The following is a 14,443-nucleotide window of genomic DNA, read 5'->3' on the forward strand; positions in this document are numbered from 1 at the left end:
TTAGCGGACAGTAATAATTATAGATGAGTTTTGCAAACATTTTGAAGCTGAAAATGCGGGAAAACAGCTTCCGGGGGATAATGAGAATGGCAAAGTTGCCGAAACTGGCGATTCCTATACAGTTAAACCCGATAAAAGAATAAAATCGCAAGTCCCTATTGAATCTTTGTTCCAATGTGGAGTTGCGATTTTATTAGTCTGTAATATGCTTAGTCGATTACCACGGTTGTCCAACCATGTCTATCTTCAATTGTACCATACTGAATGCCACGTAAGGTTTCATAAAGTTTGGTTGACCACGGTCCCGGGTTTTCACCAAAATGATAAGTCTTACCGGTTTCCAAATCATCTAAGTGAGAAATTGGAGAGATGACAGCAGCCGTTCCGCAAGCTCCCGCCTCCTCAAAAGTAGCTAATTCTTCTTCCGGTATGGGGCGACGTTCCACCTTCATGCCCAAATCTTCAGCAATCTGCATCAAGCTCTTATTTGTGATGGATGGAAGAATTGAGGATGACAATGGAGTAATATAGGTATTATCTTTAATACCGAAGAAATTGGCAGCACCACATTCATCAACATATTTCTTTTCTTTCGAGTCAAGATAAAATTCTGACGCATAGCCTTTTTCGTGGGCAATCTTATTTGCTTTTAGCGATGCAGCGTAGTTACCACCCACCTTAAACGTTCCCGTGCCCAAAGGGGCAGCACGGTCGTAATCGCGCATAATAACATAAGGATTGGTAGAAAACCCACCTTTGAAATAAGGACCTACAGGGGTCACAAAAATCAGGAACATATACTCTTTAGAAGGATGTACTCCGACTTGTGCCGACGTCCCAATAAGCAAAGGACGAAGATAGAGCGTCGCTCCACTTTCATAGGTGGGAACATATTCCTGATTTAAACGAACAACCCTCTTTGCCATTTCCACAAAAAGCTCGGTAGGCACCTCCGGCATTACGATTCCGCGGCATGTGCGTTGCAAACGTGCCGCATTCTCTTCAACACAAAACAATCGTACTTTGCCATCCGGACAGCGATAGGCCTTCAGACCCTCAAAGGCTTCTTGTCCATAATGCAGACACGTTGCCGCCATATGAATTTTCAAATACTCGTCGGACGATACTTCTACTTCGCCCCACTTTCCGTTCCGATAGAAACAACGCACGTTATAATCAGTTGGTAAATAACCAAAAGACAAATTGGACCAATCTAAATTTTTCATTACATCTTATGTTTATAGGGTTTTATTTCATATATTTGCAAATATACAAATATAAATTCTACATTGCAACAAATATCGACGTAATTATCAAAAACAGTAGTTATGACCGGTTAAAATCATTCGGTTTCCAATAGTTTCTTAATCTCGGCATCGGTATGTCTAAGCTTGTCTTTGCAGAGTTTTATCAGTTCTTGGGCTTTTTTGAGTTCTTCTGCCATGGAGTCAATACTTAGTTCTCCATTTTCCATTCTTGTCACAATTGTTTCCAATTGTTTTACCGCCTCCTCGTAATTTATTTTTTTCATATCCGTAACATTATAAATTATATTAATATATTCCTCCTTAGTCCTCTATTTAACCACGGAGACTATTTTTCCATTTTCCAAGATAGTAGTCAGTTCCTCACCGGGCAGAACCGAAGATGCGTCGCGTAAGAGTCCATTCTTACCATAAGTAATACTGTAGCCTAATCGTAACATTCTATTGGGATTCATGGCATTAGCACGCTGAGTAAGAAGTTCTAAATGGTGCACCTGCTGCAAACGTTTTCTTTCAATGGCAGGCAGTAGTCTTGCGGTAGCCTTTTCTAAAATCATTGTTTCATCCGAAAGAGCCTTCGACATATCCTGTAGTAATTTTCTTAGTATCGCTTCCAACGTCATTTCATAACGAGTCTTTACCATAGAGAACAGAACCGGAATGTTTGTAGAGAGCCTTTGCAATTTTATTTCTTCTTGTTGAAGACGAATCTGAACCAATTTCCGTATATCGTCACGAGCATTTTCCATAAACGTCAGCACTCTGAGCAGATGATCAATTAGGAATGTAGCGGCTGCAGTGGGAGTTTTCACGCGTTTATAGGAAATCATATCCAATATGCTCTCATCGCGTTCATGCCCTATCCCCGTAATAATCGGTAAAGGAAAGTTGGCAACATTTTCTGCCAAATCCAAAGTATCAAAACCACTCAAATCAGCGGTCGCTCCGCCTCCCCGAATTATCACAACACAATCGAATTCATCGCAACGATCATTGATGCTGTTCAATGCAGAGATGATGCTTTTTCCAACCCCTTCTCCCTGCATGATGGCGGCAAATAATTCTGTATGAAAATCAAGAGCATACTCATTTTTTTTCAATTGATTGCAAAAGTCTCCATATCCTGCCGCCGTAGAGGAAGAAATAACAGCAATGCGTTGGGAAAATATTGGAAGGGTCAATTCCTTTTGAAGATCAAAAACACCTTCAGTTTTCAATTGGCGGATTATTTCTTGCCTTTTCCTCATCATGTCTCCCATAGTGTATTCCGGATTGATGTCGTCTATAATCCACGAAAAACCATATTGAGGATGAAACTGCGGATGAACCTGCAGTAAGAGATGCAACCCGGCTCGTATTTTTACGCCTGCTGTCCTCTCAAAGTAAGGAGCTATCAAACTCCATGAGCTTCGCCAACATTTGGCTGAAGCTCTGGCAACAGGTGTATTGGCACGGTCATCTTTCTGAATAAGCTCCAAATAAAGATGTCCTCTGTTCTCTCTTGCTTCAGAGACTTCTGCCGACACCCAATAAGAGCGAGACATAACCGTCTCTATGAGTTCGGAGACAAGGGAATTGAGTTCTAAAAGCGATAGAGGTTTGTTCATTATATTTCTGATTATCCGGCTACAGAAACCATGCGCCATTCATTATTTGTTACTTTTCACTATTGCAAAGATAGCAAGAATTATAGTAAAACATACTAAGCTTTTAGATGTTTTAAGAAACAGTGAGGAATAATTTCCACAAATTACATCAACATCGATTATTTTTTTGTACTTTTGCAAGAGTACATCATCAGCGTTAATGGATAATAAGAAAGCAACATTGGAGTTGGGTTCTAAGCCGATAGGGAATTTATTGGTTCAATATGCCCTACCTGCCATTATTGCGATGATGGCAGCATCGCTTTACAACATCATCGACCGTGTCTTCATTGGGCAGGTGGTGGGTCCGCTTGCAATCTCTGGATTAGCAATCACATTTCCATTCATAAATCTCGCGGCTGCATTCGGAGCGGCTGTCGGAATCGGTTCCTCGACCACCATCAGTGTAAAATTGGGACAACATGATTATGCCACAGCAGAGAATATCCTCGGAAATACTATTACTCTGAACTTGATTATCGGCAGTTCGTTTGGATTTTTCTGTCTCATTTTCTTAGAACCCATCCTACGATTTTTCGGTGCAAGCGATGCAACTCTCCCCTACGCCAAAGATTTTATGCAGATTATTCTTGCCGGAAACATTATTTCCCACATGTATTTCGGTATGAATGCTGTTTTACGCGCTGCCTCAAAGCCCAGACATGCCATGTCCGCAACGATTTTCACAGTTATCATGAACATCTTTCTCGATGTGGTGTTTATCTTTTGGTGGGGATGGGGTATCCGGGGAGCAGCCTTGGCAACCATTATCTCGCAAGCACTCGCACTCTGCTGGCAAATGAAACTATTTGCCAATAAGAAAGAGCTACTACATCTGAAGCGAGGAATATACAGACTCAAGGCAAACCTCGTGAAGAACATTATCTCCATCGGCATCTCGCCTTTTCTTATGAATGTCTGCGCCTGCGTCATAGTGATATTTATGAATAATCAACTTGTAAACTACGGAGGCGACATGGCTGTGGGAGCATACGGAATTGCCAACAGTATTGCTATTGTCTTCGTAATGGTGGTGATTGGATTAAATCAAGGTATGCAGCCTATCGCCGGCTATAACTACGGCGCACAACTATATGATAGAATGATGAGCGTGGTAAAGCTCTCCATATTTTCTGCCACTGTCATCATGACAATAGGCTGGTTGGGCGCAATGTTGGCACCCTATTATTGTGCTCGTATGTTTACAACCGATCCGGAACTCATTAAACAATCCATGAAAGCCATTCAAATCAATATGTTGATGTTTCCGATAATAGGTGGGCAAATGGTAATAACCAACTTTTTTCAATGTATTGGCAAAGTCAGGATAAGCATATTCCTGTCGTTGTCTCGCCAATTACTAATTTTACTACCTTTACTAACTATTCTCCCAAGATTTTTTGAGATTGATGGTGTATGGGCATCACTCCCAACAAGTGATTTCCTTGCCGCGGTAATAGCGGCAATCATCATGACGCGATACATTAAGAATTTCAAAAAAGAGATGAATAAACTTTGACCCTTCACCAATAAACGCTGAACAAATGGAAAACAAATTGATTATCAACGTAGGAAGACAACTTGGAAGCGGAGGATGCTGCATCGCGCGAATGCTCGCTGAAGAGTTTCATTGCCACTTTTATGACAAAGAGATACTGAACCTCGCAGCGCAAGAAAGTGGATTCTCTGAAAAATTCTTCGAACAGAACGACGAACATAAAGGATTTCTCAAATCGCATTTCCACATCAATCTTCCACTATTAGGCAGCAACAACTTCTATAAGAATGATTTTTCGCAAGAAAGTCTCTACCAAATTCAAAGTGATGCCATCCGCGATGCAGCAGAAAAATTTGGTAGATGCGTATTTGTAGGCAGAACAGCAGATTATGTTTTGCGCGACTACAAAGATGTTATCAATGTTTTCATTACGGCAAGTTTGGATTTTCGCATTAAAAATATCTGTGAGCGAAAACATTGTAACAAAGAAGAGGCACGCAAAATTATTGAACATTGTGAAAGCGAACGCGCAAAATACTACAATTATTACACGGGAAAGGCTTGGGGGCACTCCACTAATTACGACCTTTGTATTGATACAAGTATCTTGGGGTTGGAAGCTACGAAAGATTTTATCGCTGCTTTTATAAGAAGAAAAATGAAATAAATTATAAAATATATGAAACATTACTTCTATAATCTTTTCCTCATACTAACGGTCTCCATGATTCCGATTGGTGTACTTGCGCAAAAAAAACTTACTAATCCCTCAACAGAAGCACAAGGACAAACCATGGTTTTATGCATCGGAACCATACATGATCAGCACAAATCAAATCCTAATTATTCCTATAAAGACCTGTATAACATCATAAAAACATTTCATCCGGATGCCATCTGTGTGGAAATTCGCCTATCAGACTTTCGTAAAAAGCCTTATCTGAAAGAGATGACTTTGGGGGCTATCTATGGAATTAAAAATGGAGCGAACGTATATCCCATAGATTGGTGGTCACAGAATAATCCGAGAGCGGAACGAAGAGAATACATAAAATCAGATGATTACAAAATCAAACAACAAAGATTAGACTCTCTCTATCGGACGGATTCGTTGATTTGTGCTTTTGAGAAACGCTATGGGACTCTTGACAATCTATTCAAAGACAATGATAAAAGCTACTTGTTTATTAATGGAAAGGACTACAACACTTATGTTAGCAGAATATACGCCGGGCTTATAACCGTATTTGGCGACGGATGTCTGAACCTGTATTCAGAACAACGCAATGCGAAGATGATGAACCTGATTGAAGATGCTGTTCGTGCCAATCTTGGAAGACGAGTAATCATTCTCACGGGTGCCGAGCATAAATATTATTTCGACAAAGCATTGTCAAATAGAAAAGAAATTCATTTGGTTCAATTGGAAGATTTATTGCCATTGGAAAACAGCCCAATAGATGCTGACATCAACGAATATCTGGTCTCCGGGATTTCAGATTTGTACTATACAAATAAGGAGATAATGTATTGGACGGCTTTAACCCCAATTTTGCACGGACCAAATATGGACACAAATCCCTCAATTATCAAAGAGGAATCATTGCGTAAAGCCGAAAAAATATTGAAACAATGGGAAGAAAATACAAACAAATCTATCTTATTATCATTTAATTTAGCATGGTATTATTTTCTTTCAAAGCAATATAACGAAGGCATAGCAGTTTCAAGAAAGGTGAAAAAACATCTTTTCGAAGTACCGGATGAATTGAGAAAGTTTATCATTCCGACCTTTTGGCGCAATTTAGGATTTTGCTATGATGCGAAAGGACAGAGAAAGAAAGCAGTTCAATCGTATCGAACAGGAATACAATACTGCAAAGACAATGGAATAAACAAAGAAACGATAGAGTATATCTTCAAAAATTACGAGCAAGTTCCATTCCGTTTGTAAGTAGATATACAGAAGCTGAAATGAAAAAAATAGGAATCATATCGGATACACACGCCCACTGGGACGATAAGTACGCATTCTATTTCAAAGATTGCGATGAAATTTGGCATGCCGGCGACATTGGCTCCATTGAAGTTGCTGACAAGTTCGAAGCTATGACACCCATATTCCGAGCCGTTCACGGTAATTGTGATGGTCATGATCTTCGTGCGAGATATCCTAAAATATTACGATTCAAGTGCGAAAATGTAGATGTACTACTAAAACACATCGGTGGCTATCCCGGGAATTATGACAGTTCAGTGCAAAGTCTGCTGTATGCTTCGCCTCCAAATCTTTTTATTGACGGACATTCACACATATTAAAAGTGAAGTATGACAAAACGCTTAATCTTCTTCACATCAACCCCGGTGCTGCTGGTCTTCAGGGATGGCATAAAGACCGTACACTTATAAGACTGACCATTGAAGGCAATAAATTCAGTGATTGTGAAGTTATTACATTAAGTAAAAAGAACATTCTTCCATAAAGCACAGATGAAAAAAGTACATACATATTTATTTCAATTTATTGTGCTGACCGGTGTGTATTATGGTTTAGAACTCCTGTTCAATTGGAATGGTGAATATCATTGGCAAAATCTGATTACAGAAAGTGGCTTTTTTGGCATTATCATGATGTCGTTCAACATCTATTCCGACTACAGAAAGTGGCAAAAACTAAAGGAAAAGAATCTGGAATATTGGAAGACCTACGATAAAGTGGTTACAAACAAAGATAACATAAAAAACAATAAGAAAAAATGAAAACATACTTAGTAACCGGAGCTGCCGGTTTCATCGGTGCCAACTACATTAAATATCTTCTACACAAAAAGTATGTAGATAAGGATATAAAAGTAATCGTCCTCGACGCGCTAACCTATGCCGGCAATCTCGGCACAATAAAGGCTGACATAGATGAACAACGCTGTTACTTCGTAAAAGGCGACATCCGAGACCGAAAGCTCGTTGACAAAATCTTGGCAGAGAACAACATAGATTACATCGTGAATTTTGCAGCTGAAAGTCATGTGGATCGTTCTATCGAAGATCCACAATTGTTTCTTTCGGTGAATATACTTGGCACTCAAAACCTTATGGACGCTGCCCGAAGGGCTTGGGTTACGGGCAAAGACGAAGAAGGTTATCCCACATGGAAAAAAGGCAAACGCTATCACCAGGTATCAACTGACGAGGTGTATGGTTCGCTCGGAGCTGATGGTTACTTCACGGAGCTGACTCCGCTCTGCCCACACAGTCCTTACTCGGCAAGCAAAACAAGTGCCGATATGTTCGTCATGGCGTATCGGGACACCTACCACATGCCGGTCAGCATCACCCGTTGTTCCAACAACTACGGTCCTTACCACTTCCCTGAGAAGCTAATACCGCTGATTATCAACAACATTTTGTCGGGTAAGAAGCTACCAGTCTATGGCGAGGGACTTAATGTTCGCGACTGGCTCTATGTGGAAGACCATTGCAAAGCCATCGACATGGTGGTGCGAGAAGGTCGCGAAGGTGAAATCTACAACGTTGGAGGACACAACGAAATGAAGAACATCGACATCGTGAAACTCACCATCCAGACAATTCACGACATGATGGAAAAGGACAAAGAGCTGCGCAAGATGCTGAAAAAGCAGGAAAAGGACGCCAATGGCGACATCGACATCAGCTGGATCAACAACGATCTCATCACCCATGTTGCCGACCGGCTCGGACACGATGCCCGTTATGCCATCGACCCCTCCAAGATCAAGGAAGAATTGGGCTGGTATCCTGAGACGATGTTCGCCGATGGCATTGTAAAAACCATTAAGTGGAACCTCGAAAACCAACAATGGATAGCAGAGGTAACAAGTGGCGACTACCAGAAGTATTACGACATGATGTACGGGAACAGATAAAAGGTTCTGAGAGTGTTGCGGAGTTGGGGAAATTAAAGACGCTGACTTTTCCAACTCCGCAAACCACTCACAGTCCGAAAAAACATCGGTCAAATCTCATTGACCTTCCAATGTTCATTTAACTCCTAAGCCAAGATGCAAGAAGACCCCACCATCGGCAAGATTATCGACTTGCCAAAAATACTCGACCAACGTGGAAACCTCACCGTAGCCGAACAGATGAAGGACATTCCCTTCAACGTTTCGCGCGTCTATTGGGTGTACGACGTTCCTGGAGGTGAAAGTCGGGGCGGACATGCTCACAAACATTGCCGCGAGTTCATCATCGCCGTCAGCGGTTCGTTCTCCGTTACGCTGAACGACGGCAAACTACGGCACTCCTTTCTGCTCAACCATCCCTATCAAGGGCTGTTGGTGAATACCGACATTTGGCGCACGCTCGAAGACTTCTCGTCAGGTGCGGTGTGTCTCGTGCTTGCCGAAGACCCGTTCGACGAAGAAGATTACATCCGCGACTATGACGACTATCTGAACTATATGGCGACAGAGAACAAATGAAACGAAGCTTTCACACAAAAGTAGATGCATGGCTCATAGTGGTAATAGCATTGCCGGTATTATTCATCGGATATGAATTGATTATGGACTTCAGCTGGTTCTTGCTTCTGCCTTTCGCATTTATTATTGCCATATATGCCGTGACCCTTCCCTGTTATTACACTATCGAGAGCCAACATCTGAAGATAAGGGCAGGAATTATCATCAAAAAGGACATTGACATTCAACAGATTAGCAGAATAGCCGAATCGAATGACCCGATCAGTTCGCCCGCAATGTCGTTAAAAAGATTACGCATCGACTTCGGACAAGGCAACTACATACTGATTTCCCCACAGAACCGCAAAGCCTTCATAGAACTTTTGTGCAGTGTAAATCCCAATATCGAATGTTTGAAATAAGAAGATACAGGCCGGAGCAAGCCAACGAATGGAACGCATTCGTGAAGCAGTCGAAACAAGGAACATTTCTTTTCAATCGCAACTACATGGATTATCATTCCGACCGATTCAAAGATTTCTCCTTAATCATTTACAGAAAACAATATATTTATGCGCTTTTACCCGCAAACCGAGTCGGAAACACGCTTTTTTCACATCAAGGATTAACCTACGGAGGCTTGATAACGAATGAGAAAGCAACTACTGCAAATATATGCAAACTATTTCAAGCACTGAATATTTTTTTAGCAAAAGAAGGCATACACAACGTTATCTATAAAGCCATCCCTCACATTTATCATCGTCTTCCCGCTGAAGAAGATCTCTACGCACTAACTAATTTTTGCGAGGCAAACATCATCAACAGGCATATCTCTACCACAATTGACTTTAATCATCGGTTGAGGTTCACTGAAAGTAGAAAAAGTGGAATAAGAAAAGCTGTGAAAAATGGAATAAAAGTAAGAGAAAGCGAAGATCTCAAATCATTTTGGATGATCCTCAGCAACAATTTACAACAGAAATATGCGGCAAAGCCCGTACATTCATTGTTCGAGTTGAAACTCTTAAAAAATCGTTTTCCGGAGAATATAAAATTATTCATGGCTTACAATATCGACAATATGCCCATTGGTGGGATCTTATTGTACATCACTCCAAAAACTTTGCATACACAATACATATCAGCTTCTCCGGAAGGAAAAAGAAACGGTGCACTTGATTTGATTTTCAACCATCTTCTTAATACAGTCTATCAAGACCAGGAGGGCTATTTTGATTTTGGAAAGAGTTCCGAAGGTAATGGAAAAACGCTTAACGAGCAACTCATCTTTCAGAAAGAAGGATTTGGCAGCAGAGGCATTTGTTATGATGTGTACGAATGGAGTACACGGCATATCAATAGTATTGAAGATAAGAAGCAACCTTTATCGCATGATTGAATATCTATCTCTAAAAAAAGTTACAGAAATGCATTCGGATGAAATATTCGATGCCATACAAGAAGTTATTAGATCCGGTTGGTATCTTCAAGGAGAAGCCGTTGGAAATTTTGAAAAGAATTATGCTGATTATATTGGCACGAAGCATTGTGTTACTTGTGGAAACGGACTGGACGCACTCTCGCTTATTCTTCGAGCTTATAAGGAACTCGGCATTCTCCATGATGGCGATGAGATCATTGCGCCGGCGAACACATATATTGCCACCTTGCTGTCAATTTCCGAAAATAATTTGATCCCGATTCTTGTAGAACCGAATATTGATACGCTCGAAATAGACGACAGGCTCATAGATTTGGCCATCACGCCACGCACACGCGCCATCATGCTCGTCCACCTCTACGGCCGGTGCGCCTACACCCGACACATAGAGGCACTTCGCAAACATTACAATCTTCTGCTCATAGAAGATAATGCACAGGCACACGGCTGTACCTTCGCGGACAAGCGTACCGGATCGCTTGGCAATGCGGCTGCTCATAGTTTTTATCCGGGAAAGAATATCGGTGCATTGGGTGATGCAGGCGCCGTAACCACAAATGACAAGAGATTGGCAGACGTCATACGAATGTTGGGGAATTATGGTTCCGAACGAAAGTATGAATTTACCCATAAAGGAATGAATAGCAGAATGGACGAACTACAAGCCGCCATTCTGAATATAAAATTAAAATATATCGATAAAGAGAATGCACGAAGAAAAGAAATAGCGCATCGTTATCAAAACGAAATCAAAAATACTGCCATCACCATACCAAACCCATCAAATCGTGATAATGTCTATCATATCTTCCCCATTCTTTGCGAAACACGCAATAAACTACAAAGTTATCTGAACAAACACGGTGTACAGACCATGATTCATTACCCCATTCCTCCCCATAAACAAAAAGCCTATCGGGAATGGAATCAATTGTCTTTCCCCATCACCGAGCAGATTCATGAACAAGAACTGTCAATCCCATGTAATCAGACCATTACCGAAGAAGAAACGGACACAATTATCCGCCTCCTGAATTCATATTCATGAAATCCGGTTAGTTTGTCTTTATGTGATGCGCTGCTGAGTATCTGTTGTTTGACGTGTGCCAAAAAGACGGGAAAAAGATTCTGCATTCGCAAGCAAACAATACTGCTTTTTATTTGTAAGCCCGATACGTTTTTATAATTTTGACATTGGTATTTCACAATGACAATATCAACTTTTTTCAGAAGCGATATTGGCTTTTTCCAACAGACATACGAGCTTATAAAAAACGATGGTACTTTTTGTACAAAACGATAGTACTTTTTTGATAAAACGATAGTACTTTTTGGTAAAAACGATAGTACTTTTTTAATAAAACGATGGTACTTTTTTTGGAGGTCAGTCGTAAAACCCGGTTGCATCCCCTCTCATGCAAATAAATTCATGGATATTTGTTATCTTTGCATCATGAATGGCGAGCAATTGTTGCGTTGTGTCTTTCCGGAAATACTCGCAGATTATTTTGATGAGACAGCTATCCGGGAGATTATTTCCCGAATAGACTTCCGGTTGGATGAGCGCAACTTTATTTATGAACTGTTTCTTATCCCGAACCGGGGTAACGATACAAATAACTTTCCATAGTCTGCACCCAACCGGTCCTTATCGCCTCTATAAGAACTCGCTAACGAGAGGTTAAACACTTCCCGTATTGTACACGTTTGTACAGCTGACAGTACAGACGTGTATGGCGCATTGTACAAACGTGTACTGTATTCACGGTGTTATACTTCTGTGAGAGAATGGTAAGGGAAACGATAGCTGCCCCTTCAGTGTTTGATGAGTTTTTATCAACATTATATAGTTATCCCTCAAAAGCTCGACTTATAGCCAACAGATGGTATTGGATGATACCCTCTGTCCTCCGCGAGTCTTTTGATTTTCCCGCCATAGACCCTGCCGACCTGCTCCATTGCCTTGTCTGTCATATTCATTGCGGAAAGATAATGCACCGACAATGAGACCTTTTCACAGTCTTACAAGGGAGACTTTGTTGCCGAACTCGTATTTCTTGTGATCCTTCCCCTTGCTGGTGCACAACACGTCCGGCTCATGAGGGGAGTAGATTTTGTGAACGTCCATTCCCTCGCCGTTAACGAACTTCATGCAGACCTCAATACGTTCTTGGCAAGAGTTCTCAAGGCTTGGCGATGCGTCCGTTGTCCTTACAGTACAAGGGGGCAAAGGAACGCTCAAAGGTTTCCCAATTTATCAGATTGGCAAGTTTATACATTGGATGGGTGGGATTGAGCATGGATGCCAAGTCCCAAAACATTGATACCTGATGGGTGTTGGATGGAGATTTATACATTGTTGATTTGCAAGGTTTTACCATGCAAAGATACAAAAACTTGTAGATATATACAAATAATAGAAAGGTTATTTTATTGATAATCAATAGGTTATTTACTTTTCAAGGGACGACTATATAGATAAAATTAAATAGAAGCCTATTTTTATGATGGTAAGATATACAAATGCAATGAAATTTGTAATTTATATATTGGTGTAACGTTTTCTCGCCCAGCCAAAGGCTAACTTTGCAGAAAAATAAAAATATGACAATAAAAGAATTATTCAATCAAGTTACATTTGAGGAACTTTGTCCACAATTAAAGTCTTACGTGAAAACTTACGATGTCTTCGGCAATGACCTTGTCGAACATCTATACTTGTTCAGGGAAGCATACGACAGATTGAGACTTCTAAAACCAAGTGGACAATTAGACAGCTACATTGACAAGATGCAGCAAAATGGAGTTACGGTACACAAGGAAGTGGAGGTTATTTGCTATGATGATTCAGACAAAGGCAACATCGATCTTTCCTTCGATTTAGAGGGTAGTTGGGAATATAATTTATCCTTAGAACTCGTCTTGCCAAAAGATAAGACTATTTCGCTTGCTACTCTTGCCGCCTTATGTCTTTGGCAATTAACGTATGATAACTGGTCTGATTATCAAGAGGAAAGTCGCATCGAACGTGCCCTAAATCCACCCAAACCTTCCAACAAATATGAGGTTGCTTTGGAAAGTCTTGAAAGCAGTATATATAAGCGGCAAACTCCTGTCGCATTCCTCCCCAAAGATAAAGAAAGCAGAGTAAGACGTGAACATATTGTTCCAAGCGGGATGCCTTTTAGTAAGTTTTTTAACAAGCTGTATGGCAAAAAGATGAACCGTAGCAAGCGGAAACGCACATATAGGCAGGAAAAACGCAAGAAGTTTCTAAAAAGGATGGGAAATCGGCAAGCTGTAATCGATCTATTTACGATGACAGGTAGTTCATTCACAAAGGGAAGTTGCGAATACCTGCTTCATGTCAAAAATGGGGAAAGTATAAGGTTTCGCTCACCTCTTATAGAGCATGCCTTGGATTATCTCTATACCTCTATGGCCAATTATTGCGCCTTGCCACCTGTGGGCAAATTCAAGGAAGCCATTGCCTTCATTGTTTTCAAGCAAGGTCAAGTTGCAAATTCTTTGGAAATAGACAACTTCAAGAAGCATGTAGAAGAATTGTTGTCGTGTAGTGTTATCTATGGACAGGCTGAAGGCGATGTGCATGAAACCGAGGTTACGCTACTAATGTTTAATAGATAAAAATACAATGAAAATAAAGAAATCCACCGCCCGAATGATGATAAATCAGCAAGCAAAATGGCGTAAGCAGGCTGAGAAACCTGCCAAGTGGAATGAGGGATATGCTGGTGTTACTTACGAAGATATCTGTAATCTAAATAACCACTTGGCAAGTATCATAGCCCGTCATCTCCATGCTTTTCTTAAAGCAGTAAAGGGACCGTATGGAGGAGTTCCCGGTGTTTTGGCTAATGGTGACTCGGATGAAGCCTATAAACGCTGGTTACAGATTATTCGCGATATGATATTATTACTGTCCGCTAAACATCCCACATTTTTTATGAATTAGGGCTGACACTTCTCACGAGGTATCAGCCCTTTTTGTTATCTTTGCTTTTGTTTCCAAACTCAGATAACATGGGCAAAAGTACACATTTCTTCGGACAGCCGGTATATGGTCAGCTGATAAAATCTCTCGACCATGATAAAATAGTTGAAATAAGCCGTCGGAACGGCGGTG

Annotated in this window: 19 protein-coding genes; 14 read left to right on the top strand and 5 right to left on the bottom strand. The window is 40.8% G+C overall.

Annotated elements, in window-relative coordinates:
- Window positions 1–209: 209 nt before the first annotated feature.
- From ETF27_RS10250 to xseA, 3 genes are all read right to left on the bottom strand, one after another.
- The gene (locus ETF27_RS10250) at window positions 210–1,226 is read right to left on the bottom strand and encodes a branched-chain amino acid aminotransferase (protein WP_130829074.1); all 1,017 of its coding nucleotides are present in this window, start codon (window positions 1,224–1,226) and stop codon (window positions 210–212) included.
- 116 nt (window positions 1,227–1,342) lie between these two features.
- A complete protein-coding gene (gene xseB, locus ETF27_RS10255; RefSeq protein WP_130829076.1) occupies window positions 1,343–1,531 on the bottom strand; it encodes an exodeoxyribonuclease VII small subunit in 189 nt (62 codons plus the stop codon).
- Window positions 1,532–1,576: 45 nt separating this feature from the next.
- Window positions 1,577–2,872: an exodeoxyribonuclease VII large subunit gene (xseA, locus tag ETF27_RS10260; protein WP_147785799.1), complete on the bottom strand. Its 1,296-nt coding sequence runs from the start codon at window positions 2,870–2,872 to the stop codon at window positions 1,577–1,579.
- A gap of 199 nt (window positions 2,873–3,071) precedes the next feature.
- Here xseA and ETF27_RS10265 point away from each other — a divergent pair, with 199 nt between their 5' ends.
- The 12 genes from ETF27_RS10265 (at window position 3,072) to ETF27_RS11330 (ending at window position 12,303) form a co-directional block, all read left to right on the top strand.
- Window positions 3,072–4,430, top strand: coding sequence for an MATE family efflux transporter (locus tag ETF27_RS10265; protein WP_130829080.1), 1,359 nt, complete (start codon window positions 3,072–3,074; stop codon window positions 4,428–4,430).
- A gap of 25 nt (window positions 4,431–4,455) precedes the next feature.
- Window positions 4,456–5,076 (top strand): cytidylate kinase-like family protein, encoded by a 621-nt coding sequence (locus ETF27_RS10270; protein ID WP_130829082.1) that lies wholly within the window; start codon window positions 4,456–4,458, stop codon window positions 5,074–5,076.
- 12 nt (window positions 5,077–5,088) lie between these two features.
- A complete protein-coding gene (locus ETF27_RS10275; protein ID WP_130829084.1) occupies window positions 5,089–6,363 on the top strand; it encodes a DUF5694 domain-containing protein in 1,275 nt (424 codons plus the stop codon).
- Window positions 6,364–6,383: 20 nt separating this feature from the next.
- Entirely contained in the window at window positions 6,384–6,893 is a 510-nt protein-coding gene (locus ETF27_RS10280) for a metallophosphoesterase family protein (protein ID WP_130829086.1), read from the top strand.
- A 7-nt stretch (window positions 6,894–6,900) separates the two neighbouring features.
- Entirely contained in the window at window positions 6,901–7,170 is a 270-nt protein-coding gene (locus ETF27_RS10285) for a hypothetical protein (protein WP_130829088.1), read from the top strand.
- Window positions 7,167–8,315, top strand: coding sequence for a dTDP-glucose 4,6-dehydratase (rfbB, locus tag ETF27_RS10290; protein WP_130829091.1), 1,149 nt, complete (start codon window positions 7,167–7,169; stop codon window positions 8,313–8,315). Before ETF27_RS10285 ends, rfbB begins: the two co-directional genes overlap by 4 nt.
- A gap of 135 nt (window positions 8,316–8,450) precedes the next feature.
- Entirely contained in the window at window positions 8,451–8,873 is a 423-nt protein-coding gene (locus tag ETF27_RS10295) for a sugar 3,4-ketoisomerase (protein WP_130829093.1), read from the top strand.
- Window positions 8,870–9,274 carry a PH domain-containing protein gene (locus tag ETF27_RS10300; protein WP_130829095.1) on the top strand — a complete coding sequence of 135 codons (405 nt, stop codon included), beginning with the start codon at window positions 8,870–8,872 and terminating at the stop codon, window positions 9,272–9,274. The genes ETF27_RS10295 and ETF27_RS10300 overlap by 4 nt, the downstream gene beginning before the upstream one ends.
- Window positions 9,262–10,254: a GNAT family N-acetyltransferase gene (locus ETF27_RS10305; protein ID WP_130829098.1), complete on the top strand. Its 993-nt coding sequence runs from the start codon at window positions 9,262–9,264 to the stop codon at window positions 10,252–10,254. Before ETF27_RS10300 ends, ETF27_RS10305 begins: the two co-directional genes overlap by 13 nt.
- The gene (locus ETF27_RS10310; RefSeq protein ID WP_130829735.1) at window positions 10,247–11,344 is read left to right on the top strand and encodes a DegT/DnrJ/EryC1/StrS family aminotransferase; all 1,098 of its coding nucleotides are present in this window, start codon (window positions 10,247–10,249) and stop codon (window positions 11,342–11,344) included. Before ETF27_RS10305 ends, ETF27_RS10310 begins: the two co-directional genes overlap by 8 nt.
- A 381-nt stretch (window positions 11,345–11,725) precedes the next feature.
- On the top strand, window positions 11,726–11,926 hold the full coding sequence (locus ETF27_RS11580; protein ID WP_240048182.1) for a hypothetical protein: 201 nt from the start codon (window positions 11,726–11,728) through the stop codon (window positions 11,924–11,926).
- Between the two features lie 158 nt (window positions 11,927–12,084).
- Window positions 12,085–12,303 (top strand): hypothetical protein, encoded by a 219-nt coding sequence (locus ETF27_RS11330; protein ID WP_193557219.1) that lies wholly within the window; start codon window positions 12,085–12,087, stop codon window positions 12,301–12,303.
- Window positions 12,304–12,310: 7 nt separating this feature from the next.
- Here the strand turns inward: ETF27_RS11330 and ETF27_RS11335 are convergent, their stop codons facing one another.
- On the bottom strand, window positions 12,311–12,448 hold the full coding sequence (locus tag ETF27_RS11335; RefSeq protein WP_181951320.1) for a hypothetical protein: 138 nt from the start codon (window positions 12,446–12,448) through the stop codon (window positions 12,311–12,313).
- A 31-nt stretch (window positions 12,449–12,479) separates the two neighbouring features.
- A complete protein-coding gene (locus ETF27_RS11340; protein WP_193557220.1) occupies window positions 12,480–12,653 on the bottom strand; it encodes a hypothetical protein in 174 nt (57 codons plus the stop codon).
- 247 nt (window positions 12,654–12,900) lie between these two features.
- Between ETF27_RS11340 and ETF27_RS10330 the strand changes: the two genes are divergently transcribed.
- Together ETF27_RS10330 and ETF27_RS10335 are read left to right on the top strand one after the other, a co-directional pair.
- On the top strand, window positions 12,901–13,944 hold the full coding sequence (locus ETF27_RS10330; protein WP_130829102.1) for a hypothetical protein: 1,044 nt from the start codon (window positions 12,901–12,903) through the stop codon (window positions 13,942–13,944).
- 7 nt (window positions 13,945–13,951) lie between these two features.
- Window positions 13,952–14,272 (top strand): hypothetical protein, encoded by a 321-nt coding sequence (locus tag ETF27_RS10335; protein ID WP_130829104.1) that lies wholly within the window; start codon window positions 13,952–13,954, stop codon window positions 14,270–14,272.
- Window positions 14,273–14,443 lie beyond the last annotated feature (171 nt).

Source organism: Prevotella brunnea (genome assembly GCF_008016795.1).
GTDB classification, from domain to species: domain Bacteria; phylum Bacteroidota; class Bacteroidia; order Bacteroidales; family Bacteroidaceae; genus Prevotella; species Prevotella brunnea.

What these genes read in the sequence shown, in the direction of transcription:
- ETF27_RS10250 (WP_130829074.1), bottom strand. Translation starts at nt 1,226, where the DNA reads ATGAAAAATTTAGATTGGTCCAATTTGTCTTTTGGTTATTTACCAACT.
- xseB (WP_130829076.1), bottom strand. Translation starts at nt 1,531, where the DNA reads ATGAAAAAAATAAATTACGAGGAGGCGGTAAAACAATTGGAAACAATT.
- xseA (WP_147785799.1), bottom strand. Translation starts at nt 2,872, where the DNA reads ATGAACAAACCTCTATCGCTTTTAGAACTCAATTCCCTTGTCTCCGAA.
- ETF27_RS10265 (WP_130829080.1), top strand. Translation starts at nt 3,072, where the DNA reads ATGGATAATAAGAAAGCAACATTGGAGTTGGGTTCTAAGCCGATAGGG.
- ETF27_RS10270 (WP_130829082.1), top strand. Translation starts at nt 4,456, where the DNA reads ATGGAAAACAAATTGATTATCAACGTAGGAAGACAACTTGGAAGCGGA.
- ETF27_RS10275 (WP_130829084.1), top strand. Translation starts at nt 5,089, where the DNA reads ATGAAACATTACTTCTATAATCTTTTCCTCATACTAACGGTCTCCATG.
- ETF27_RS10280 (WP_130829086.1), top strand. Translation starts at nt 6,384, where the DNA reads ATGAAAAAAATAGGAATCATATCGGATACACACGCCCACTGGGACGAT.
- ETF27_RS10285 (WP_130829088.1), top strand. Translation starts at nt 6,901, where the DNA reads ATGAAAAAAGTACATACATATTTATTTCAATTTATTGTGCTGACCGGT.
- rfbB (WP_130829091.1), top strand. Translation starts at nt 7,167, where the DNA reads ATGAAAACATACTTAGTAACCGGAGCTGCCGGTTTCATCGGTGCCAAC.
- ETF27_RS10295 (WP_130829093.1), top strand. Translation starts at nt 8,451, where the DNA reads ATGCAAGAAGACCCCACCATCGGCAAGATTATCGACTTGCCAAAAATA.
- ETF27_RS10300 (WP_130829095.1), top strand. Translation starts at nt 8,870, where the DNA reads ATGAAACGAAGCTTTCACACAAAAGTAGATGCATGGCTCATAGTGGTA.
- ETF27_RS10305 (WP_130829098.1), top strand. Translation starts at nt 9,262, where the DNA reads ATGTTTGAAATAAGAAGATACAGGCCGGAGCAAGCCAACGAATGGAAC.
- ETF27_RS10310 (WP_130829735.1), top strand. Translation starts at nt 10,247, where the DNA reads ATGATTGAATATCTATCTCTAAAAAAAGTTACAGAAATGCATTCGGAT.
- ETF27_RS11580 (WP_240048182.1), top strand. Translation starts at nt 11,726, where the DNA reads ATGGATATTTGTTATCTTTGCATCATGAATGGCGAGCAATTGTTGCGT.
- ETF27_RS11330 (WP_193557219.1), top strand. Translation starts at nt 12,085, where the DNA reads ATGGTAAGGGAAACGATAGCTGCCCCTTCAGTGTTTGATGAGTTTTTA.
- ETF27_RS11335 (WP_181951320.1), bottom strand. Translation starts at nt 12,448, where the DNA reads ATGAAGTTCGTTAACGGCGAGGGAATGGACGTTCACAAAATCTACTCC.
- ETF27_RS11340 (WP_193557220.1), bottom strand. Translation starts at nt 12,653, where the DNA reads ATGTATAAATCTCCATCCAACACCCATCAGGTATCAATGTTTTGGGAC.
- ETF27_RS10330 (WP_130829102.1), top strand. Translation starts at nt 12,901, where the DNA reads ATGACAATAAAAGAATTATTCAATCAAGTTACATTTGAGGAACTTTGT.
- ETF27_RS10335 (WP_130829104.1), top strand. Translation starts at nt 13,952, where the DNA reads ATGAAAATAAAGAAATCCACCGCCCGAATGATGATAAATCAGCAAGCA.